General features: G+C 71.6%; 15 protein-coding genes. 3 read left to right on the top strand and 12 right to left on the bottom strand.

Annotation, left to right across the window (positions count from 1 at the left end; genetic code table 11):
• From IEY96_RS10275 to IEY96_RS10250, 6 genes are all read right to left on the bottom strand, one after another.
• On the bottom strand, positions 1–1,933 hold a 1,933-nt coding region (locus tag IEY96_RS10275; protein ID WP_189194572.1), incomplete at its 3' end, for a glycosyl hydrolase family 28-related protein.
• Positions 1,934–2,051: 118 nt separating this feature from the next.
• Complete coding sequence (locus IEY96_RS10270) at positions 2,052–3,677, bottom strand: glycoside hydrolase family 13 protein (RefSeq protein WP_189194571.1); 1,626 nt, start codon at positions 3,675–3,677, stop codon at positions 2,052–2,054.
• A gap of 103 nt (positions 3,678–3,780) precedes the next feature.
• Positions 3,781–4,668 (bottom strand): carbohydrate ABC transporter permease, encoded by an 888-nt coding sequence (locus IEY96_RS10265; protein WP_189194570.1) that lies wholly within the window; start codon positions 4,666–4,668, stop codon positions 3,781–3,783.
• Positions 4,669–4,680: 12 nt separating this feature from the next.
• Positions 4,681–5,637 (bottom strand): carbohydrate ABC transporter permease, encoded by a 957-nt coding sequence (locus IEY96_RS10260; RefSeq protein ID WP_189194569.1) that lies wholly within the window; start codon positions 5,635–5,637, stop codon positions 4,681–4,683.
• Positions 5,638–5,720: 83 nt separating this feature from the next.
• Positions 5,721–7,100, bottom strand: a complete 1,380-nt coding sequence (locus tag IEY96_RS10255) for an ABC transporter substrate-binding protein (protein WP_189194568.1) — start codon at positions 7,098–7,100, stop codon at positions 5,721–5,723.
• 338 nt (positions 7,101–7,438) lie between these two features.
• Entirely contained in the window at positions 7,439–8,440 is a 1,002-nt protein-coding gene (locus IEY96_RS10250; protein ID WP_229791494.1) for a LacI family DNA-binding transcriptional regulator, read from the bottom strand.
• Positions 8,441–8,679: 239 nt separating this feature from the next.
• On the opposite strand from IEY96_RS10250, the gene IEY96_RS10245 reads away from it, so the two are divergent.
• The gene (locus IEY96_RS10245; RefSeq protein WP_189194567.1) at positions 8,680–10,716 is read left to right on the top strand and encodes a glycosyl hydrolase family 28-related protein; all 2,037 of its coding nucleotides are present in this window, start codon (positions 8,680–8,682) and stop codon (positions 10,714–10,716) included.
• 114 nt (positions 10,717–10,830) lie between these two features.
• Here IEY96_RS10245 and IEY96_RS10240 read toward each other — a convergent pair whose 3' ends face one another.
• On the bottom strand, positions 10,831–11,607 hold the full coding sequence (locus tag IEY96_RS10240) for an alpha/beta fold hydrolase (RefSeq protein WP_189194566.1): 777 nt from the start codon (positions 11,605–11,607) through the stop codon (positions 10,831–10,833).
• Positions 11,608–11,663: 56 nt separating this feature from the next.
• Here IEY96_RS10240 and IEY96_RS10235 point away from each other — a divergent pair, with 56 nt between their 5' ends.
• Positions 11,664–12,194: a PadR family transcriptional regulator gene (locus IEY96_RS10235; protein ID WP_189194565.1), complete on the top strand. Its 531-nt coding sequence runs from the start codon at positions 11,664–11,666 to the stop codon at positions 12,192–12,194.
• Positions 12,195–12,265: 71 nt separating this feature from the next.
• On the opposite strand, the gene IEY96_RS10230 is transcribed toward IEY96_RS10235, so the two are convergent.
• On the bottom strand, positions 12,266–16,774 hold the full coding sequence (locus IEY96_RS10230; protein ID WP_229791493.1) for a HAMP domain-containing hybrid sensor histidine kinase/response regulator: 4,509 nt from the start codon (positions 16,772–16,774) through the stop codon (positions 12,266–12,268).
• Positions 16,775–16,998: 224 nt separating this feature from the next.
• Positions 16,999–17,811, bottom strand: a complete 813-nt coding sequence (locus IEY96_RS10225) for a SigB/SigF/SigG family RNA polymerase sigma factor (protein ID WP_189194564.1) — start codon at positions 17,809–17,811, stop codon at positions 16,999–17,001.
• A 282-nt stretch (positions 17,812–18,093) separates the two neighbouring features.
• Here IEY96_RS10225 and IEY96_RS10220 point away from each other — a divergent pair, with 282 nt between their 5' ends.
• Positions 18,094–19,692: a hypothetical protein gene (locus tag IEY96_RS10220; RefSeq protein ID WP_189194563.1), complete on the top strand. Its 1,599-nt coding sequence runs from the start codon at positions 18,094–18,096 to the stop codon at positions 19,690–19,692.
• 69 nt (positions 19,693–19,761) lie between these two features.
• On the opposite strand, the gene IEY96_RS10215 is transcribed toward IEY96_RS10220, so the two are convergent.
• Genes IEY96_RS10215 through IEY96_RS10205 form a run of 3 tightly spaced genes read right to left on the bottom strand, consistent with a single transcriptional unit; the run spans position 19,762 to position 22,339 of the window.
• Positions 19,762–20,322, bottom strand: a complete 561-nt coding sequence (locus IEY96_RS10215; RefSeq protein ID WP_189194562.1) for a GerMN domain-containing protein — start codon at positions 20,320–20,322, stop codon at positions 19,762–19,764.
• Positions 20,319–21,668: a sensor histidine kinase gene (locus IEY96_RS10210; RefSeq protein WP_189194561.1), complete on the bottom strand. Its 1,350-nt coding sequence runs from the start codon at positions 21,666–21,668 to the stop codon at positions 20,319–20,321. The genes IEY96_RS10215 and IEY96_RS10210 overlap by 4 nt, the downstream gene beginning before the upstream one ends.
• Positions 21,665–22,339: a response regulator transcription factor gene (locus IEY96_RS10205; RefSeq protein ID WP_189194560.1), complete on the bottom strand. Its 675-nt coding sequence runs from the start codon at positions 22,337–22,339 to the stop codon at positions 21,665–21,667. The genes IEY96_RS10210 and IEY96_RS10205 overlap by 4 nt, the downstream gene beginning before the upstream one ends.
• Positions 22,340–22,382: the final 43 nt, after the last annotated feature.

The following is a 22,382-nucleotide window of genomic DNA, read 5'->3' as shown; positions in this document are numbered from 1 at the left end:
TGGGCGGGGTCGGGGTGGGCGGGGTGGACGGGCCGTTGCCCCACTGCGGCTCGGGCCACGGCCCGCAGTACGGGCTCGCCGAGTACCAGCCGGAGTTGCCGGCGCCCTGGGTGATCTGGAAGCCGCTCCCGACGCAGTTGTACATCGGGTTGGCCTGGGCGATCCCGGTGGCCCGCACGTTCGTGAAGCTGACCTGGCTGGGCGCCTGCACCTGGAGCGCGAAGGTCCCCGCGCCGTCGATCCGCACGTTGTTCAGGTTGATCCCGCTGGTCTGCCCCTCGATCCAGTGCAGGGCCGCGTAGGAGCTGTCCAGGATGTCGGTGTCGGTGACGTTGATGGTGGCGCCCTGGATCGGCTCGTTGAGGGCCGAGAACCAGAGCGCGCCGACGCCGAAGCGCCAGTTGTAGTCCGAGTTGCCGTTGCGGATCAGGGTGTTGCGGGCGACGGTGACGGTGCCGGCGACCGCGGTGGGGCCGTTCACGCCGGGATAGCGGTTGGCCACGTGGATGCCGCCGCCGTTGGTGACCGAGTCGGCGGTGACGTTGTCGGTGATCCGGATGTCCCGGCCGCCGTAGGTGACCAGGTTGTTCGCCAGGATGGTGACGCCGACGGTGTTGAAGGTGAAGGCGTTGTTGACGTTGGGCACGCTCTGCGCCCACATGGCCAGGCCGTCGTCACCGGTGTTGCGGACGAAGGTGTTGGTCACCGTGGAGTTGGTGACGCCCCAGTGGAAGTTCACCCCGTCGGCGGTCTGGTCGAGGATCCGGCTGTTGCGGATGGTGAAGTTGTCCATGGGGCCGTCCATCCAGGCGCCGACCTTGGTGTGCTGCAACCAGAGGTTGTCCACCACGGAGTTCGACATCGCCCCGCCCAGGGCGTTGACCTGGTCCTCGTCGACCCGCTCGCGGATGTCGCCGATGATGGCGAAGTCCCGCAGGGTGACGTTGCGGCTGGGCCCGCCGGCCTCGTGCGGCCGGATCTCGCCGCTGTAGCCGCCGCCGGGCACGTACTTGCCGTAGATGCCGGCGGCCCGCTTGCGGTCGGTGGGGTGGCGGCCGCCGAGCACCGAGTACCAGGGCCCGGCGCCGCGCAGGGTCACCCCGTCGACCACGACGTGGTCCCAGAGGGTGAAGGTGCCGGCGGGGATCCACACGACCTTCCCCTGCGCCTTGCCGGCGTCGACCGCGGCCTGGAACCTCGCGGTCGAGTCGGTGGCGCCGGTGGGGTCGGCGCCGAAGTCGGTGACCACGTCCAGCACACCGGCGGGCTTGGCGATCTGGCCGCCGACCAGCTCGAAGTCAGCCAGGTCGATGGTGAAGCTGGGCGACTGCGCGGTCGAGGAGACCTGGAGGCGGATCTTCGTGCCGGCCGGGTACGTGGTGCCGAACAGGGTGCGGGTCTCGTCGTAGAAGTGGTGCGGGTTGGTGTCGCCCGGGTTGTTGTTGAACGGGTACCCGCCGTAGTACCAGCCGTACCGGGAGGTGACCGGGACGGACTTGACGAGAGCGCCGCCGGCGCGCAGGTCGATGCTTGCGTCCCGGCCGGTGCCGGCGGCGCTGTCCGGCAGGCTGTACCGGAAGGTGACCGCGTTGGCCGGCGCGGTGAGGGTGAACTCGACGTACTCGCCGACGGCGTCGAGGGTGACCGCCTCCCGACCGGACGCCTCCGACGGGAGGGTGCCGTAGCGGCGGTCGGGGCCGATCCGGGTGCCGGTATGGACGGCGTTCTCCGCCTCCTGTTCGACGAATCCGACGGTGGCGCCGCGCCCGGCGATGTCGAACGGGGACAGCCCGGCGGCGCGGGCCGGGGTGGCGGTGGTGGTGAGCGCCACGACGGTGACGGAGGTGGCGGCCAGCGCGGCGCCGGCGAGGGCGGCCAGCCCCGCGCGGAGCCGGCGGCGGCGCGGGTGGTGCGGGGTGGTGTGGTCGGCCATGAGGGGTGCGCTCCCTTTCGTCGGATGGCCAGGTCCCCCGTGCGGTGCGGTGTCTCCGCTCCTCCTTCCTGCTGGGGCGGCGCCGGCGGCCGGGACGGGCCGCCGACGCCGGGACGGGTCAGCTGGTCCGTAGCCAGACCGCGGTGTCCGGCGGCAGCCGGTCGTCGTCGAGCGGTCCGCTGGCCAGCAGCAGCCGCTCGTGCGCGGGCAGCGGCACGGCGGCCGCGGAGAGGTTGACCAGGCAGGTGAAGCCGGGGTCGCGGGCGAAGGCGAGCACCTGGTCGGGGGCGGGCAGCCAGGTGAGCCCGCCGTCGCCGAGCGCGGCCTCGGACCGGCGGATCGCGATGGCCGCCCGGTAGAGCTCCAGCATCGAGTGCGGGTCGCCGGTCTGGGCGCGGACGGTGCGGTCCTTCCAGTCGGCCGGCTGGGGCAGCCAGGGCGCGGCCGCCGCACCGTCGGGGCTGAACCCGAACGGCGGGGCGTCGCCGGCCCAGGGCAGCGGCACCCGGCAGCCGTCCCGGCCGGGGTCGACCCGGCCGGAACGTTCCCACATCGGGTCCTGGCGCAGCTCGTACGGGATGTCCTCGACCTCCCAGAGCCCCAGCTCCTCCCCCTGGTAGACGTAGGCGGCGCCGGGCAGCGCCAGGGAGAGCAGCGCGGCGGCCCGGGCCCGGCGGGTGCCGAGCTCCAGGTCGGTGGGGATCCCCTCGCGCTTGGCCGCGAAGCTGAACCGGGTGTCGCCCCGGCCGTAGCGGGTGACGTGCCGGGTGACGTCGTGGTTGGAGAGCACCCAGGTGGCCGGCGCGCCGACCGGCGCGTGCGCGCTCAGCGTCCCGTCGATGCTCTCGCGCAGCGCCGAGGCGTCCCAGGCGCAGCCGAGGAAGTCGAAGTTGAAGGCCGCGTGCAGCTCGTCCGGGCGCAGGTAGTTGGCGAACCGCTGCCGGTCCGGCAGCCACACCTCCCCGATCAGCGCCCGGTCGCCCGGGTACGAGTCGGCGACCCGCCGCCAGCCCCGGTAGATCTCGTGCACCCCGTCGAGGTCGCGGAAGGGGTGCGGCCGGTCCGGCCGGGTCTCGGGCAGCGTCCCGTCCTTGACCAGCAGCCCGGCCGAGTCGATCCGGATGCCGTCCACCCCGCGGTCGAACCAGAACCGCAGGATGTCCTCGAACTCGGCGCGCACCCGCGGGTGGTCCCAGTTGAAGTCCGGCTGTTCGGGGGCGAACAGGTGCAGATACCAGTCGCCGGGGGTGCCGTCGGGGTTGACCGTCCGCGTCCAGGTCGGGCCGCCGAACTCGCCGACCCAGTCGGTGGGCCGCTGGTCGCCGTCCGGGCCGCGGCCGGGGCGGAACCAGAACAGCTCCCGCTCCGGGGCGTCCGGGCCGCCGGCGAGGGCCGCCCGGAACCAGGGGTGCGCGGCGGAGCAGTGGTTCGGCACCACGTCGACGATGGTCCGGATGCCCAGCGCGTGCGCCTCGCTGATCAGGGCCTCCGCGTCGGCGAGGGTGCCGAAGACCGGGTCGATGTCGCGGTAGTCGGCCACGTCGTAGCCGGCGTCGGCCATCGGCGAGGGGTACCAGGGGCTGAACCAGATCGCGTCGACGCCGAGCTCCGCGAGGTAGTGGAGCCGGGACCGGATGCCGGCGATGTCACCGACGCCGTCGCCACCGCCGTCGGCGAAGCTCCGCGGGTACACCTGGTAGATCACCGCTCCACGCCACCACGGACCGCTGTCTGGTGTGGACACGAGCACCTGCTTTCTGCGTCGGTACGTCGGCGGGTTCGCCGGACCTGGACGTGCCGGGCGAACGGTCGTCGGTCGCCGCGGGAGGTTTCGCCGTCCGGCGCGGTCAGCCCTTGAGGCTGCCGGTGGTGAGGCCGGACATGATGTTGCGCTGGAAGATCAGGAAGATGACGACGGTGGGTATCGCGGCGATGACCGAGGCGGCGATCACCACGTTCATGGGCGTGCCACCGGAGAAGGCGTAGATGCCGACGCTGACGGTCCGGGTCTCGGGCGACGGCATGACCAGCTTCGGCCAGAGGAAGTCCTTCCAGACCGCCGTCACCGCGAAGATCGAGACCACGCCGAGGATGGGGCGCGACATCGGCAGGATGATCGACCAGAGCGTGCGCAGCGGGGTGGCCCCGTCCACGAGTGCCGCCGCCATGAGATCCGCCGGGATCGAGTCGAAGAACCGTTTCAGCAGGAAGATGTTGAACGCGTTCGCGACCAGGGGCAGCCAGATCGCGAACGGCGAGTCGAGCAGGTTGAGGTGCAGGATCGGCAGGTCGATCACGGTCACGTACTGCGGGACGATGAGGACCATCGCCGGGATCATCAGGGTGGCCAGCATGAGGCCGAGGATCACGTTGCCGAGGACCGGCCGGAGCTTCGACAGCGAGTACGCCGCCGCGGTGTCGAGGACCAGTTGGAACAGCACCGCGCCGGTCGCGTAGTAGAACGTGTTGAACAGCAGCTTGGCGAGGTTCAGGTTGGTCCACGCGTCGACGTAGTTCTGCGGCTGGGGATCCTTCGGGAACAGCGACGGCGGGGTCTGCGCGATCTCCTGGCCGGACTTCAGCGCGCCGGTGACCATCCAGTAGAGCGGCCCGATGAAGACGAGCGTGAACCCCACCACGACGACGGCGAGCAGCGTCCAGTAGACGACCCTGCCGCGTCCCCGGGTGAGCTGGGCCTGGGAGATGAGGGTGCGGGTCCCGGAGTCCTGTGCCATTCCTCGTCCGTCCTAGTCCTGTTTCGCGGTCAGCCGCACGTAGACGGCGGAGAAGCCGGCCAGCACCACGAGCATGATCACGCCGAGCGCCGCGGCGCCGTTGAGGTCGTTCTGGAAGAAGCCGTGCTGGTAGATGAGGTACGCGACCGAGGTCGCCGAGTCGCCCGTACCGGCGCCGTTGGCGAGGATCAGCGGCTCGATGAAGAGCTGCATGGTGGCGACGATCTGGAGCATCGCCAGGAGCGCGAGGATCAGCCGGGTCTGCGGGATGGTCACGTGCCGGATCCGCCGCCAGATCCCGGCGCCGTCGAGTTCGGCCGCCTCGTAGAGCTCGCCGGGGATGTTCTGCAGCGCCGCCAGGTAGATCAGCACGGCGCTGCCCATGTTCATCCAGGTCGACGCCAGCACCATGGCGGGCATGGTCATCCCGGGTGACTGCATCCACTCCGACGTGGGCAGGTGCAGCGCCGTGAGGATCGCGTTGAACAGCCCAGCCTCGCTCGGGTCGTACGCGTAGAACTTGAAGAGGAAGAGCGCCGAGGCCGGCGGCAGCATCACCGGCAGGTAGACCAGGATCCGCAGGTATCCCTTGGCGTGGCGGAACTCGTTGAGCAGGATCGCCACGAAGAACGGCACCGCGTACCCGAGGACGAGCGCGAGGGCCGTGAAGTAGAAGGTGTTCTGCCAGGCGGTCCAGAAGCTGGGGTCGTCGACGATGCGGGCGTAGTTGTCCCAGCCGACCCAGGTGGTCTCGCCCCGGCGGGTGCGCTGGAAGCTCATCACGATGCCGCGGACCATCGGGTACCAGGAGAAGACGGCGAAGCAGAGGACCGCCCCGATCAGGAACGCGTGCCCGGTGAGGTTGTCCCGTACCTTGCGGCCGAGGCCCGCACGCCGGCGCGGTAACGGGTACGGCGGCCCGGAGCGACCCGGGTGTCTGGTGGTGCCCGGGACGGTGGTGGTGGCCAAGGCGTCTCCTGCGGAAAGTCGGTGGCCGGACGGTGTGCGGCCGGAGGGTGGGGGCCGGCGCGCCGGCCCCCACCCGCGCCGGGTCAGCTGCCGGCGGCCAGCAGCTGGTTGACCTTGCCTTCGGCCGTCTTGAGCAGCGCGTCGATGTTCGCGTTCGGGTTCGTCAGGACCCCGGACATCGCGGCGTCGAGCACCGCGTAGATGGCCTGCGCGTTGCGGGGCTCGCCCTTGATCGGGACCGGGTTCGCCTCGAAGGCCGCGAAGTTGGCGGTGTCCACGTTCGCGTTCGCCTTACGCAGCTCCAGCTCCTGCTTCTGGGCGTCGCTGCCGTTGGCGAACAGCAGCGGCTGGGGCAGGCCCACCGGGTAGTTCTGCGGCTTGGCCCGGACGTAGTCGAACTGGCCCTTGCCCGGCGTCAACTTCTGGTACGCGATCCACTTCAGACCGGCCTTGACCTGCTCGGGGGTGAGGCCCTTCTTGAAGAAGTAGCCCTCGCCGCCACCGAGTGTCGCCTTGGCCGGGCCGTCCTGGCCGGGCAGCGGGCCCATCGCCCAGTCCTGGAACTTGCCCTGGAACTGGCTGACGATCGCCTGGGTGGCGTCCGGGGCGCCGATGAACATGCCGACCTTGCCCGCGCCGGCGTTGGTCAGCAGGTCGCCCCACTGCAGCAGCTGGCGGCTGCCCATGCTGTTGTCGCCGTACCGCATGTCCTTGAGGTTCTGGAGGACCTGCTTGCCCATCGCGTTGTTGAAGTCGGCCTTCTTGCCGTCCTCGCTGAGCACCTGGCCGCCCTGCGAGTAGAGCAGGGAGGTGAAGTGCCAGCCGCCGGTGTTGCCGGCGCTGTACTCCGAGTAGCCGGCGATGCCGTTGCCCAGCGCGGAGATCTTCTTGGCCGCCTCCCGGACCTCCGCCCACGTCTTGGGCGGGTTGTTCACGTCGAGGCCCGCCCGCTGGAAGAGGACCTTGTTGTAGACCAGGCCCATCGAGTAGTTCTTCACCGGCACGGCGTAGAGCTTGCCGCCGTCGGTGAAGACCCCCTTGAGCGCCGGGTCGACGCTGTCCCAGGTCGGGACCGTGTCCTTGTTGGCGTACTCCGTGATGTCCATGGCCTGACCGGAGTCGAGCACCTGCTGGAGATCGGTCATGTACCCGTAGAACACGTCGGTCACGGTGCCGCCGGCGAGGCGGGCCGTGAAGTCCGGCGGGTTGTTGCACTGTTCGCCGACGCTGACGCTCTTGATGACGATGTTCGGGTTCTGCCGCTGGAACTCGGCGACGTCGTCGTTCCAGTTCTTCAGCAGCTCTTTCTGGGAGCCGACCGGCTGGCAGTCGACGGTGATGGTGACCTTGCCGCTGGCGTCCTTCGCCGCGTTGTCGCTCTTCGTGGAGCAAGCCGCGAGGCTGAGCCCCAGGCCGGCCACGAGCGCTATCGCCGCAGCCTTCCGGTACTGCGGTACGGACATCTGTCCATCCCTTCGGGGGAACGGGGGGTATCCATGGCCTTCGCTTGATCTGCCGTGAACGTCACCGCCTGACATCGGGGTCAGGTGTGAGTGGGGCCACTGTAGCGAGGTGGACTCATTGCGGCAAGGTTTCGATCGCATGATGAAAGGACACGACTGTGTGACGGCAAATGTTGACAGGCCTGTAAGCCGGGCCCGGGTTCCGGCTTTCGTCCCTTTCGGCCGTGCGCCGGCCGGCAACGACGAAACGGCCGCCGACCGCGGGTGGGCGGTCGACGGCCGGAGGGTCGTGCGTGGTCAGGGAGGCGGTCGGGGGCCGGAGGCGTCCGGCGGGACGGTCAGCGGCCGGGGGCGGGCGCGGTGGAGCCGCGGACCACGAGTTCGGGCTCGAACAGCAGCTCGTCGTGCAGCACGCCGGCTCCCTCGATCTGGGTGACCAGCAGGTCCACGGCGGCCTGCCCCATCGTCTCGATCGGCTGCCGCACCGTGGTCAACGGCGGATCGGTGCAGGTCATGAACGCGGAGTCGTCGAAGCCGACCACGGAGACGTCGGTCGGCACCGCGCGACCGAGCCGCCGCGCGGCCCGGATGGTGCCCAGGGCCAGCACGTCGCTGGCGCAGATGATGCCGGTGACGCCCCGCTCGACCAGCTTGGTCGCCGCGACCCGCGCCCCTTCCATGGAGAAGCTGGAACGCTCGACGAACGTGGTGTCGTCGGCCCAGCCCGCGGCCTGGATCATGGCGGCCAGCTTGCGCCGGGACGGGACGTGCCCCTCCGGGCCGAGCACCATGCCGATCCGGTCGTGCCCGAGCGAGCGCAGGTGCCCGTACGCCTGCTCCACCGCCACCGCGTCGTCGGTGGAGACCCGGGGGAAGCCCAGCTCGTCGACGCCCGCGTTGACCAGCACCACGGGCAGGCCCCGGTCGGTCAGCCGGCGGTAGTGCTCGTGGGTGGCGTCGGCGAGCGCGTACGACCCGCCCGCGAAGATCACCCCGGAGACCTGGTGGTCGAGGAGCATCTCGACGTAGTCCGACTCGGACACTCCGCCGATGGTGCGGGCGCAGAGCGCCGGGGTGAAGCCCCGCTGGGCGAGGGAGCCGGTCACCACCTCGGCGAGCGCCGGGAAGATCGGGTTCTGCAGCTCGGGCAGGACCAGGCCGACCAGTCGTGCCCGCTCACCGCGCAGCTTGGTCGGGCGCTCGTAGCCGAGCACGTCGAGCGCGGTCAGCACCGCGGTCCGGGTCGCCTCGGACACGCCGCCCCGCCCGTTGAGCACCCGGCTCACGGTCGCCTCGCTGACGCCCGCCTTGCGGGCCACCTCCGTCAACCGTTTCGTCACGGCGGCAATCGTACGTCGTGTTCTTGCAAGAAATGAACAAGGCCCTGCATGCGGCAGCCCCGGGGCATCCCCCGCACGGCATTCGGAGGAGTGATCACGGCCCGCAAGATTCGGACAGACAGCCGCTTGAATATCGACAAAGCCCAGGAATAACATGAGGCACCTCTCGGCGGGCGCGCCCCGAGCCGCGCCGACGCCACCACCGTCTCCCCCGTCCCCCGGTGAAAGTGGGTAGTCCGATGCAGCGGAGCGTGGAAGGCGCGGCGGGCTGGCGCCCGGCCGTGCCGATCGCCAGGATCCTCGCGGCGGCGGCCACCGCCGTCGCGCTGGCCGTACCGGCCGGGAGCGCCGCGCTGGCGGCCGGTCCCGCCGGCCCGACCCCGGTGGTCACCCGCGCCGGGCTCGACCCGGCGCTGGTCGCCGGCCGGGGCGCCACCGTGGACTTCGTCGAGCAGGAGGCCGAGCACGCCCGGACCAACGGCACCGTCATCGGCCCCGACCGCGCCGCCTACACCCTCGCGGGCGAGGCGTCCGGGCGGCGGGCGGTCCGCCTCGCCCCCGGCCAGTACGTCGAGTTCACCCTCCCGCGGGCGACCAACGCGCTCACCGTCCGGTACAGCATTCCCGACGCGCCCGGCGGCGGCGGGATCACCGCGCCGCTGCGGGTCACCGTCGGGCACGGGCCGGCCCGCACCATGACGCTCACCTCCCAGTACGCCTGGCTCTACAACCAGTACCCGTTCACCAACGATCCCGGCGCCGACCTGCTCCACCCCGACTGGTGGATCACCGAGTGCTCCTGCGTGCCGGCGGCCACCACGCCCGCGCCGGCCATCACCAAGCCGTTCCGGCCGCACCACTTCTACGACGAACAGCGGCTGCTGCTGGGCCGCACCCACCGGGCCGGCGAGGTGGTCCGGCTGACCGCACCGACCGGCACGGCCGCGGCGTGGACCGTGATCGACCTGCTGGACTCCCACCTCGTCGCCCCGCCCCGGGTGCTGCCCCACGCCGTCAACGTGCTGGCCTACGGCGCCGACCCGACCGGCCGGCGGGAGTCCGCCGACGCCTTCGACCGCGCCGTCGCGTACGCCCGCCGGGCGGACCGCACGCTCTACCTGCCGCCCGGGACGTACCAGGTGAACCGGCACATCACCGTCGACGACGTGACCATCGCGGGCGCCGGCAGCTGGTACACCGTCGTCAAGGGCCGCGAGGTCGCCCTGAACACCCCGGCCCCCGACGGCTCGGTGCACACCGGCGTCGGCTTCTACGGCCGTGACGCCGCCGACGGCGGCAGCAGCGACGTCCACCTCTCCGGCTTCGCCGTCGAGGGCGACGTGCGCGACCGCATCGACACCGACCAGGTCAACGCCGTCGGCGGAGCGCTCAACCACTCCACCGTCGACGGTCTCTACCTGCACCACACCAAGGTCGGCCTGTGGTTCGACGGCCCGATGACCGACCTGCGGGTCACCAACACGGTGATCGCCGACCAGATCGCCGACGGGCTCAACTTCCACACCGGCGTCACGCACTCCTCGATGTCGCACAGCTTCGTCCGCAACACCGGCGACGACGCCCTCGCCATGTGGTCGGAGCGGACCGGCAACGCGCACAACACCTTCGACCACAACACGGTGCAGTCCCCGGTCCTGGCCAACGGCATCGCCCTCTACGGCGGCACCGACCTCACCGTCTCGCACAACCTGATCGCCGACCCGGTCCGCGAGGGCAGCGCCATCCAGATCGGCTCCCGGTTCGGCGCCGAGCCGTTCACCGGCCAGCTCCGGATCACCGGCAACACCACGGTCCGGGCCGGCACCTACGACCTGAACTGGAACATCGGCCTCGGCGCGATCTGGTTCTACGCGCTGGACCGCAGCATCGACGCCGACATCCAGGTGGTCGGCGACAGCTACCTCGACAACACCTACAACGCGATCATGCTGGTCAGCGACTGGCCGGTAAAGGACCAGGTCTCGATCAGCAACGTGCAGTTCCGCGACATCCGGGTCGACGGCACCGGCACCTCGGTGGTGAGCGCCCGGACCGCCGGCTCGGCGTCCTTCGCCGACGTGGACGCGCGCAACGTCGGCGCGGTCGGGGTGAACAACTGCGGGTCGTTCCACTTCACCCCGGCCGGGTCGGAGTTCGGCCTCACCGACCTCGGCGGCAACGACGGCGGCTGGCTCGCCCCCTGGCTGCTGCCGAACACCATCACCTGCGACGACCGCCCGCCCGTGGTGCCGCCGCCGGCCCCGACGCCGTGGTGAGCTGACCCCTTCGCGGGAGCGGCCCGGCGGCACCTGCCCGCTGGGCCGCTCCCCAACGATCCGTGATCGGTGCCGGGATCCGGCACAGCGCACTCCCCCGCCTGAGACGCGGGTTCAGTCGCGCAGCGCCGCCTGTACGGCGAGGGCGAAGCCCGGCACGTTGTCGACCATGATGTTGTGGCCGCAGTCGGGGACCGCCACCACGTCGACGCCGGCGCTGGTCAGTCGGTCGGCGTCGAACCGTGGCCCGTCGGCCGCCGGGTACAGGAACGTGCGAGGTATCGGGAGCTTCTCCAGGCTTTCGCGCGTCGCGGGCTCGGTGCCGCGCAGCAGGTTCATCGCGCTGCGGTAGAGGGCCTGCGGCCCGGCCAGCCGCATCGTGGCCGCCCACTGCGGCCCGACGAACTCGAGCGTCTCGTCCCAGCCGCGGTCGAGGAATTCCTGCTCGGTGCGGTAGACCCCGATGCCCGAGCTGCCCGGTCGCTTGGCGGTGGGCAGCTCTCGCAGCGGGTCGAGGGGCGCGTCGACCAGAACGAGTCGGCGCACCAGCCGGGGGTGGCGCGCGGCCAGGGTGACCGCCACCGTGCCACCCATGCTGTGTGCGACGACGTCGGCACCGCTCACCCGAGCCTGCTGGAGTGCGCGGGCCAGGACGTCGGCGTGCATCCGCAGGCTGTAGGCGGCATCCTGCGGGCGGTCGCTGATCCCGAAACCCAGCATGTCGACCATGAGGGAGCGGTGGCCGGCCAGGGCCGGGTGCGCTACCGCGGCGGCGTAGTAGGGCGTGGCGCTCGCGCCGAGGCCGTGGAGGTAGACACGGGTGGGCTCGGCGCCGGGAATCTCGACCCAGCGCACGCGGGAACCGTCGGGAAGTACCTGAGCGCTCTGCATGATCGACACGATATCTCGACTCCGAGGTATCTTGGCAAGGGGGTATTATCTCGATCATGCTGGAGCTCGCGATCCTCGGCTTCCTTCAGGACGGACCGTTGCACGGTTACGACCTGCGCAAACGCATCGCCGCCCTCACCGGGCACGTCCGCCCCATCGCGGACGGCACGCTCTATCCCCTGCTCAAGCGCATGGAAGCGGCCGGGCTGCTGTCCCGCGAACTGCAGCCCGGTCAGGTGGCCGCACCCCGGCACATGCTGTCGCTGACCGAGGCGGGCACGAAGGTGCTGCACGACCGGCTCCGCGAACCCGACGAGCTGTTCATCACCGACGAGAACCGGTGGTTCACCATGCTCGCCTTCCTGCGCCACCTCGACGACCCGGCCGCGCAGGCCGCCGTGCTGCGGCGCCGGCTGCACTTCCTCACCCAGCCGGCCAGCTTCTTCTGGGACGGCGACCGGCCGCTGCGTGCCGCCGACTTCGACGACGCCTTCCGGCAGGGACTGTTCACGATCGCGACCGCCACGACGCATGCCGAGCTGAAATGGCTGCGCCAGACACTGGCCGCCCTGGAGCGGGCTTCCTGACCCCTGCCGCGTTCGGCGTGGGCGTCCGAGGGGCCGGCCGCGAGCGGTCCACACCGTCCGGCGGACCTGGGTCAGCTCGTCAGCCAGCGGTGGATGCAGGCGAGCAGGTCCTCCGCGTCCACCGGCTTCGTGACATAGTCGCTGGCGCCGGAGGAGATGCTCTTCTCCCGGTCCCCGCGCATCGCCTTGGCGGTCACCGCGATGATCGGCAGGTCCGCGTAGCGGGGCATGGCGCGGATCGCGGCGGTGGCCGCGTACCCGTCCATCTCGGGCATCATCACGTCCATCAGCACCAGGTCGATGTCGTCGTGCCGCATCAGCGTCTCGACGCCCTTGCGGCCGTTCTCCGCGTAGACCACGTCCATGCCGTGCAGTTCGAGGATGTTGGTCAGGGCGAAGACGTTACGGGCGTCGTCGTCCACCACCAGCACCTTGCGGCCGGACAGCTCGTGGGCGACCGGGTCACCGACCGGGCTGAGGTCGGTGACCGGCGCCGCGAACGACGGCACCCGCTCCGGGTTGTCCGCGGTCAGGTGCAGCACGATGCGTTCCCGCAGCTCGTCGAGGCTGCCGAGGACCTCCAGCGGGCGGTCCGCGGCCATCCCCTGAAGCAGCGCCTCCTGCCCGCCCGCGAGCGGCTGCCCGTGGTACGCCAGCACCGGCATGCCGCGCAGGCCGGGGTGCTCGTGCAGCGCCCTGAGCAGGCCCGCGCCCTGCTCGTCGGCCGGGTCGAGCTGCACCACGAGCAGGTGGTGACGGTGCCGGGCGAGCGTGCCGACCGCCGACTCGACGTCCACCGCGGTGGTCACCTCGACCGGGCCGCCGGTCTCCGCGGCCACGCCGCGGGCCAGCAGCGTGAGCAGCCCCTTCTCGTGCGGTTCGAGCACCAGCACCCGCCGCTGCTGCTGCGCGACCCAGCGCTGGGCCTCCGTCTCGACGGGAGCCGCCGTCGCCGCGGCCAGGAGTGCGGCGCCGTTGTCGGGCAGCGGCGCGGCGGCCGTGGCGGGCAGGTAGAGGGTGAAGGTGCTGCCCTGGCCGAGGACGCTCTCCGCGGTGATCTGCCCGCCGAGCAGCCGGGCGATCTCCCGGCTGATGGACAGGCCCAGGCCGGTGCCGCCGTACCGCCGACTGGTGGTGCCGTCGGCCTGCTGGAACGCGTCGAAGATGGCGGTCAGGTGCTGCTCGGCGATGCCGATGCCGGTGTCGACGACCCGGAACGCGATGACCGCGTCGGCCGGCGGCATCCCGGCCGGCAGCTCGTCCGGGCGGGCCCGCTCGATGCGCAGCTGCACCCGGCCCTTTTCGGTGAACTTGACCGCGTTGGAGACCAGGTTGCGGAGCACCTGCCGCAGCCGCTGCTCGTCGGTGTGCAGCCGGGCCGGCACGTCCGGGCCGGTGACCAGGTCCAGCTCCAGCCCGCGCGGGGTGGTGAGCGGGCGGAAGGTGGCGTCGACGTAGTCGCGCAGCGTGGACAGCTCGAACGTCTCCGGGTTGATGTCCATCTTGCCGGCCTCGACCTTGGACAGGTCGAGGATGTCGTTGATGAGCTGGAGCAGGTCGGCGCCGGCCGAGTGGATCACGGTGGCGTACTCGACCTGCTTCGGGGTGAGGTTGCGGTTCGGGTTCTGGGCCAGCAGCTGGGCGAGGATGAGCAGCGAGTTCAGCGGCGTACGCAGCTCGTGGCTCATGTTGGCCAGGAACTCCGACTTGTACTTCGAGGCGAGCGCGAGCTGCTGGGCGCGGGTCTCCAACTCCTGCCGGGCCTGCTCGATCTCGGAGTTCTTCGTCTCGATGTCGTGGTTCTGCCGGGCCAGCAGGGCGGCCTTCTCCTCCAGCTCGGCGTTGGAGCTCTGGAGTTCCTCGGAGCGGGCCTGCAGTTCCTCCGAGCGTGCCTGCAACTCGGCTGCCAGCCGCTGCGACTCGGTCAGCAGCACGTCGGTGCGGGCGTTGGCGACGATGGTGTTGACGTTGACGCCGATGGTCTCGGTGAGCTGGTCCAGGAAGTCGCGCTGGACCTCGGTGAACCGGCCCATGCCGGCCAGCTCGATGACGCCGAGGACCTGGTCCTCGAAGAGGATCGGCAGCACCACGAGGTGCAGCGGCACGGCCGCACCCAGGCTCGACGAGACGGTGACGTAGTCGGCGGGCACGGCGTCCACCACGATGGCCCGCTTGCTCAGCGCGGCCTGCCCGACCAGCGAGTCGCCGAGGGCGTACCGGCGGCGGGTGGCGTCGTGGCCGTAGCCGCCGACCACCCGCAGGCCCCGGCCGTCGCCACTGTCGTCGACCAGCAGGAACGTGCCCAGCTGCGCGGAGACCAGCGGAGCCAGCTCGTTCATGACCAGGCCGGCGACCACCTCCAGGTCCCGGTGGCCCTGCATGAGGCCGGAGATGCGGGCCAGGTTGGTCTTGAGCCAGTCCTGTTCCTGGTTGGTCCGGGTGGTCTCGCGCAGCGACTCCACCATGGAGTTGATGTTGTCCTTGAGCTCGGCCACCTCGCCGGAGGCGTCGACCGTGATCGAGCGGGTCAGGTCGCCGGTGGCGACCGCGCTGGTCACCTCGGCGATGGCGCGCACCTGCCGGGTCAGGTTCCCGGCCAGCTCGTTGACGTTCTCGGTGAGCCGCTTCCAGGTGCCGGAGACGCCCTCCACCTCGGCCTGACCGCCGAGGCGGCCCTCGCTGCCGACCTCCCGGGCCACCCGGGTGACCTCGGCCGCGAAGCTGGAGAGCTGGTCGACCATCGTGTTGATGGTGGTCTTCAGCTCCAGGATCTCGCCGCGGGCGTCCACGTCGATCTTCTTGGTCAGGTCACCCTGCGCCACCGCCGTGGTCACCTGGGCGATGTTGCGGACCTGGCCGGTGAGGTTGTTCGCCATCGAGTTGACGTTGTCGGTCAGGTCCTTCCAGGTGCCGGCCACGTTCGGCACCCGGGCCTGGCCGCCCAGCTGCCCCTCGGTGCCGACCTCGCGGGCCACCCGGGTCACCTCGTCGGCGAACGCGCTGAGCGTGCCGACCATGGTGTTGATGGTCTGGGCGAGCACGGCGACCTCGCCCTTGGCCTCGACGGTGATCTGCCGGCTGAGGTCGCCCTGGGCGACCGCCGTGGCGACCAGCGCGATGGAACGCACCTGGTTGGTCAGGTTGTTCGCCATCTCGTTGACGTTGTCGGTCAGGTCCTTCCAGGTGCCGGCCACGTTGGAGACCCGGGCCTGACCGCCGAGCCGGCCCTCGGTGCCCACCTCGCGGGCCACCCGGGTCACTTCGTCGGCGAACGCCGAGAGCTGGTCGACCATCGTGTTGATGGTCTCCTTCAGGGCGAGGATCTCGCCCCGGGCGTCCACCCGGATCTTCTGCGTCAGGTCGCCCTTGGCGACCGCGGTGGTGACCTCGGCGATGCTGCGGACCTGGGCGGTGAGGTTGTCCGCCATGACGTTCACCGACTCGGTGAGGTCCTTCCAGGTGCCCGAGACGCCCTTGACGTCGGCCTGGCCGCCGAGGCGGCCCTCGGTGCCGACCTCCCGGGCCACCCGGGTCACCTCGTCGGCGAACGAGGAGAGCTGGTCCACCATCGTGTTGATGGTGTTCTTCAGCTCCAGGATCTCGCCGTGCGCGGTGACGGTGATCTTCTGGGACAGGTCGCCCCGGGCCACCGCCGTGGCGACCTGGGCGATGCTGCGCACCTGGTCGGTGAGGTTGACGGCCATCGAGTTCACCGAGTCGGTCAGATCCCGCCAGGTGCCGGCGACGCCGCTGACCTGCGCCTGACCGCCGAGCCGGCCGTCGGTGCCGACCTCCCGGGCCACCCGCGTCACCTCGTCGGCGAACGAGGAGAGCTGGTCCACCATCGTGTTGATGGTGCTCTTGAGCTCCAGGATCTCGCCCCGGGCGTCGACGGTGATCTTCTGGGAGAGGTCGCCGCGGGCCACCGCCGTGGTCACCTGGGCGATGTTGCGGACCTGGCTGGTCAGGTTGCCGGCCATGAAGTTCACCGAGTCGGTCAGGTCCCGCCAGGTGCCGGCGACGCCGGGCACCTCGGCCTGACCGCCCAGCCGGCCCTCGCTGCCGACCTCCCGGGCCACCCGCGTCACCTCGTCGGCGAACGAGGAGAGCTGGTCCACCATCGTGTTGATGGTGACCTTCAGCTCCAGGATCTCGCCACGCACGTCGACGGTGATCTTCTGCGACAGGTCGCCCCGGGCCACCGCCGTGGCCACCTCGGCGATGTCGCGGACCTGGTCGGTCAGGTTGCCGGCCATCGCGTTCACCGAGTCGGTCAGGTCCTTCCAGGTGCCCGACACGCCCGGCACGTCGGCCTGGCCGCCGAGCTGCCCCTCGGTGCCGACCTCGCGGGCCACGCGGGTGACCTCGGAGGTGAACAGGGAGAGCTGGTCGACCATGCCGTTGAAGACGGTGGCGATCTCGCCGAGCAGCCCGTCGGCGTCCTCCGGCAGCCGCGTGCCGAAGTCGCCGTCCCGGACCGCGGTGAGGCCGGCCAACAGCTGGCGGAGGTCCGGATCGGCCACCGGGGCGCCGGCCTGCGGAGTCGTTTCGCGTCGCCGCGGGATCGTCTGGTCGACCACCACTACCGCCTCTGTGACAGCCGAACGGCGGATCCGCCCGGCAACGATTGCATCCGCGCAAGTATGCACAGGCCCGCCCCGGCGCGCGGGGCGGGCGGGGCGGGTCGAGTGGACGACGCACCGCCACCGAGGGGAGTCGGTGGCGGTGCGTGGGCCCGGGGCGAGGCGGCAGCGCTCGCGGGAACGGGAGGAACGACTCGGGCGGGTGTCCCGCCCGGGGTGGATCAGGCCTCGGTGAGCTGGCCGCGCAGCTTGGTCAGCGCGCGGGCGAGCAGCCGGGACACGTGCATCTGGGACACCCCGACCCGGGCGGCGATCTCGCTCTGGGTCAGGTTGCCGTAGAAGCGCAGGGTGAGGATCTTCTGCTCGCGCTCGTCGAGGGTGGCGAGCGCCGGGCCCAGCGAGGCGCGCAGCTCGGCCAGCTCGTACTCGTTGTCCTCGGTGCCGAGGGTGTCGCCCAGCTCGGTGGCGCTGTCGCCGTCGCCGATCGGGGTGGAGAGCGAGACGGCGTTGTAGGCGCGGGCGCCCTCCAGGCCCTCGAGCACCTCCTCCTCGGTGACGTCGAGGTGGCTGGCGATGTCGGCGACCGTCGGGGCCCGGTTGAGGGTCTGGGTCAGCGTGCTGTTCGCCTCGGAGATGCGCAGCCGCAGCTCCTGGAGGCGCCGCGGGACCCGGATGTTCCAGGTGCGGTCGCGGAAGTGCCGCTTGATCTCGCCGAGGATGGTCGGGATGGCGAAGCCGGCGAAGTCCACGCCCCGGGAGGCGTCGAACCGGTCCACCGCCTTGATCAGGCCCAGGGCCGCCGTCTGGGCCAGGTCGCCGGCCGGCTCGCCGCGGCCGCTGTAGCGGGCGGCGAGGTGGTTGGCCAGCGGCAGCCAGGCCTCGATGACCTGGTTGCGCAGCGCCGGCCGCTCCGGGTGGCCCTCGGGCAGCGCGGCCAGGGCGGCGATCAGCTGGCTGGCGCGGGTCTCCTCGCCGGTCACCGCCGCGCGGTGCACCTCGCTGGTCGTCGTCGGCGCGATGGTCGTCGTGGTCATGCTGGCCTTCCTGTCCTGAGGAGAACGGGTGCCTCCCGAGCACCGGTCGTGCCAGTCACCCTAGACCAAAGGTTGCCGCCCAATCAACCGAACGGACGATGGATAATTCGCCCAACGGGGGACAAATACGTGGTGACCCGAGCCACTTCCGGTCGTTGGTGCTGCCCGTTGACGCGTTCCCGCACTGGTGTGCACCCATTACCCTGCGCGCGCGGGCCGCCGTACGGCGGCCCACACCGACCGGACCATCAGGGCCCGCTCACACGTCAACCGGGGGGACACATGGCTGGTGCACGCCTTCGCGCAGTCTCACGCATCCTGGTCACCGCCACCGCGGCCACGGCGCTGCTCACGGCGGCGGCCACACCGGCCGCCGCGGCGGCGAAACCGAAGATCGGCTTTTCCGGCATCGCATTCGCGACGGACCACGTCGACACCACCACCGGCGGCACGACCGTCACCCTGAACTGGACGGTGACCGACACGTCGACCACCGCCCGCGACCTCAGCGGCAGCATCTACGTGCAGGGTTACAGCGGCACCACCCCGGTCGGGCCGGTCGAGCAGATCCGGTTCGGTCTCGACGGCGGCTGGCCCGTCGTGCGTCCGTACACGGGCGACATCGCCAGCTCGTCGTACGCGTACGACTTCCTCGTGACCGAGTACGGCCCGGCCGCGCCGGTGACCTACCGCGTCACGAAGATCATCGCGACCGACGACCAGGGCACGACGCGGACCCTGTCCGGCGACAAGATCAAGCCGGCCGCCGTGCTGGCCGCCACCCAGACTCCCGACACCACGCCGCCGGTGACTGACCGGATCTGGCTCCGCTCGCCCACCAGGAGTCAGGTGTACGACGACGGCTCCGGCTCAACCCTGCGCTACGGCCTGTACGTCCAGGACGACCCGGGCGCGGGCTTCTGGCAGGGTCGCATCGAGCTGGACGGTCCCGGCACCGCCGAGGTCGTCGCACCGATCACCCTGACCTACAGCGACCAGGGGGGCATGCTCTGCGGTGACATGCAGAACTGGGATCCCTGGTTCGTCGAGTGCGACGTGCCGGTGATCCTTCCGGCCGGCAGCCCGACCGGCGACTGGAAGGTGGGGTCGGTCAGCCTGACCGACCGGGCCGGCAACACCGAGCGCTACACCGGCCTCGACGCGCCGACGGTGCGGGTCACCCGCAACGAGGTGATCGGCGCCAGCGGATTCGCGCTCAGCCCGACGCAGGTGAACAACTGGCGCGAGTCAGCGACGACCACGCTGACGTTCACCGCGAGCGGAGTGCAGGGCGAGCTGACCGCCACGGTCGAGACCACGGGCTGCTCGACCTGGAACCAGGTGCTGAGCGAGGGACCGGCGGGCACGTACTCCCTGCCGGTGGTGATGAGCACCCTGAGCAGCTCCTGCACCATCGGCGGCATCCTGCTCACCGACACGGCCGGTTCGGTCTCGGTGTACGGCGCCTACTACGGGGCGCCCGTGCTCGACCTGCGGGCCACCCGGGTGCCCGACACGTCCCGGCCGGTGGCGATCGCGGCGTCACTGAGCCGCACCGAGGCCGCTCCGGGCGACCTGTTCAACGGCATCAGCGTCGACGTCACCATCGACGACGTCACGCTCGCTCCGGTGACCGGGTTCTCGACCACCATCTACAACTCCCTGGGCCACTCGGTGGGCGGTGCGGGCGGCGGGATCCAGGTCGGGCCCGACGGGCACGTCTCGCTGCCGGTGTACTTCAGCTACCTGCCGCCGGGGACGTACACGGTGGGCTTCACGCTCACCACCGCGGCGGAGAACAGCGCGGGGTGGGGCTACCCCAACGGCGGTGCTCCGGCGCCGTCCGGGCCGCTGGTGTTCACCAGCCTGCCAGCGGCCTGACCTGGCACGCAGCAGAAAGGTGCGGCCCTCTCCCGTGCGGGAAGGGCCGCATCTTCGTCGTCGGACAGCTCAGCGGTGCAACAGCGGCCGGTAGTCGGCGGCGGTGAGCGGCAACGAGGACAGGTTGCCGTCGGCCCTCGGCACCTCCAGCGGCTGCCCGTCCCGGCGGAACGCGACGCTGTCCACGTCGGGGCGCTGGGTCAGCGTGCAGACGATCTGCCCGAAGGCGAGGACCTCGTCGTTGCGGCCGGTCTCCTCGCCGGCCTGCCGCACGTCGACGGTGGCCACCGTGCCGGTGAGGGTGGCCCCGGCCACCGCGACCGTGCCGGGCAGGGCGGTGGCCAGCCCCCGGTCCCGCTCCGCGCCGTCCGGCCCGGCCAGCAGGTGCTGCAGGTGCGCGTCCACGCCGGGCAGGTCGTCGACCCGGCGGGTGACCGCCGCCAGCCCGTCGTCCCGGACGAAGCAGAGCGGCTCGACCACCCGCCCGGCCGGGTCGGCGGTCGCCGTGCCCGCCGGGGTCGGGAAGCCGCCGGGCGGCGCCTGCACGAGGCGGGGCTCGTCGTCGACCGGCACCCCGCAGCCGCCGAGCAGCGCCGCGGCGACCAGCACCGGAAGCAGTCGGCGGCTCATCCGGCGGCCCCCGGCAGCTCGACCCGGAACCGGGCGCCGCGGTCCCGGTCCACCACCGCCGCGTGCCCGCCGTGCGCGGCGGCGTGCTGGGCCACCAGTGCGAGGCCGAGGCCGGTGCCGTCGGTGCCGGCCCGGGCGTGGGCGGCCCGGCCGCGGACGAAGCGGTCGAAGATGACCTCCCGGTCGGCCTCCGGCACGCCCGGCCCGTCGTCGTCGACGTCGAGCACGCCGATCCCGTCGCGCAGTTCGAGGCGTACGGCGACCGGACCGCCGCCGTAGCGCACGGCGTTGTCGAGCAGGTTCAACAGGATCTGCTCGACCCGGCGCCGGTCGACCCGCCACCGGGCCAAAGTGCCCTCGGCGACCTCGACGAGGCTCTCCGGCAGCGACCGTTCGCGGCAGGCGGCCCGGGCCAGCCCGGCCACGTCGACCGTGTCGCGGTGCGCGGGTTGTTCGGTGCGGGCCAGCTGGATCAGGTCGTCCACCAGGCGCTGGAACCGGGCCACCTCGTCGGCGACCAGCCCCGCCGCGGTGGCGGTGCGCTCGTCCTGGTGCTCCCGGCGGCGGGTCAGCACGCTCGCGGCGGCGGCCAGGGTCTGCAACGGGGAGCGCAACTCGTGGCTGACGTCGGCCGCGAACCGGCGGTCCCGCTCGATCCGCCGCACCACCTGGTCGACCATGTGGTTGAACGAGGTGGAGAGCCGGGTGAGGTCGGGGTCGGTGGTGGGGTCGAGCCGGGTGGCGAAGTCGCCGGCGGCGATCCGCTCGGCGGCGTCGGCGACCGCGGTGAGCGGCCGGACGCTGTGCCGCGTCGCGTACCAGCCGAGGGCGGCGCCCGCCCCGGCGACCATGATCGCCACCGCGGTCAGCGCCAGCCCGATCACCTGAAAGGTCTCCTCGACCTCACGCAACGAGGTCAACTCGTAGTAGCCCAGCTCGCCGGCGAGCGGGACGCCGACCAGCAGGGTCGGCTGCCCGTCCACACGGACCCGCTGCACGGCCGGCTGGCCGGCGGCGACCATACGTTGCAGCTCCACCGGGACCGAGCCGGCGCCGACGTCGGCGGTGCGGGCGTACCAGCCGTCGCGCAGGTGCAGCAGCGGGCGTCGGCTGCTGCCGGTGTCCAGGGAGCGCAGCACCGCCACCACGTCCGGGGTGCCGGTGTCCAGCCCGGAGCGGACCACCGCGGCGTCGTAGTACGCGGCCCGGACAGCCGTGCGCTCCCGCTCGTCGAGCAGCGAGCGGCGGGTCAGGTCGTACGAGAAGAGGGCCATCACGGCGGCGAGCAGCAACGCGCCGACGGCGAACGCGGCGGTGACCCGGGCGCGCAGTCCGAGGCGGGTCATCGCTGGAGCTTGTAACCGAGGCCGCGGAGGGTGACCAGGTGCCGTGGGTTCGCCGGGTCCGGCTCGATCTTCTGCCGCAGCCGGCCCACGTGCACGTCGACCAGCCGTTCGTCGCCGGTCTCGTACCCCCAGACCCGGCGCAGCAACTGCTGCCGGGACAGCACCCGGCCGGCGTGCTCGGCCAGTTCGCAGAGCAGCCGGAACTCGGTGCGGGTCACCGCGACCGGCCGGCCGGCGCGACGGACCTCGCCGGCCTCGGCGCTGATCTCCAGGTCCCCGAAGACCTGGGCGGGGACGGCGTCCACCACGACCCGGCCGCGCCGGCGCAGGGCCCGCAGCCGGGCGGAGAGCTCCTTGATCGCCACGGGCTTGACCACGTAGTCGTCGGCCCCGGCCTCCAGCGCGGCGACGATGTCGTGGGTGTCGTCGCGGGCGCTGACCACCACGATCGGGACGTCGTCGTCGCGGCGCAACTGGCGGATGCACTCGAACCCGTCGAGGCCGGGCAGCATCAGGTCGACCAGCACGTTGTCGGCGGGGCTCTCCCGCTGCCGGCGCAGACCCTCCTCCGCGGTCGCCGCCCCGTACGCGGAATAGCCCTCCTCCTCCAGCGCGAGAAGCAGGGCCAGCCGGATGCGGTCGTCGTCCTCGATCACCAGTACGGCCGTCATATCCGCATCATGACGGGCCGCCCACGGGTAGCCCAACCGTGTC

The sequence above is a fragment of the Micromonospora fulviviridis genome (assembly GCF_014648395.1).
GTDB lineage: Bacteria > Actinomycetota > Actinomycetes > Mycobacteriales > Micromonosporaceae > Micromonospora > Micromonospora fulviviridis.
The sequence above is the reverse complement of the archived record's forward strand: the minus strand, read 5'-3'. Positions and strand labels throughout refer to the sequence as shown.

Excerpts from the sequence above, each read along its gene's own strand:
- IEY96_RS10225 (WP_189194564.1), bottom strand. The coding sequence starts at position 17,811 with ATGACCACGACGACCATCGCGCCGACGACGACCAGCGAGGTGCACCGC.
- IEY96_RS10210 (WP_189194561.1), bottom strand. The coding sequence starts at position 21,668 with ATGACCCGCCTCGGACTGCGCGCCCGGGTCACCGCCGCGTTCGCCGTC.
- IEY96_RS10235 (WP_189194565.1), top strand. The coding sequence starts at position 11,664 with ATGCTGGAGCTCGCGATCCTCGGCTTCCTTCAGGACGGACCGTTGCAC.
- IEY96_RS10245 (WP_189194567.1), top strand. The coding sequence starts at position 8,680 with ATGCAGCGGAGCGTGGAAGGCGCGGCGGGCTGGCGCCCGGCCGTGCCG.
- IEY96_RS10265 (WP_189194570.1), bottom strand. The coding sequence starts at position 4,668 with ATGGCACAGGACTCCGGGACCCGCACCCTCATCTCCCAGGCCCAGCTC.
- IEY96_RS10215 (WP_189194562.1), bottom strand. The coding sequence starts at position 20,322 with ATGAGCCGCCGACTGCTTCCGGTGCTGGTCGCCGCGGCGCTGCTCGGC.
- IEY96_RS10220 (WP_189194563.1), top strand. The coding sequence starts at position 18,094 with ATGGCTGGTGCACGCCTTCGCGCAGTCTCACGCATCCTGGTCACCGCC.
- IEY96_RS10240 (WP_189194566.1), bottom strand. The coding sequence starts at position 11,607 with ATGCAGAGCGCTCAGGTACTTCCCGACGGTTCCCGCGTGCGCTGGGTC.
- IEY96_RS10255 (WP_189194568.1), bottom strand. The coding sequence starts at position 7,100 with ATGTCCGTACCGCAGTACCGGAAGGCTGCGGCGATAGCGCTCGTGGCC.
- IEY96_RS10205 (WP_189194560.1), bottom strand. The coding sequence starts at position 22,339 with ATGACGGCCGTACTGGTGATCGAGGACGACGACCGCATCCGGCTGGCC.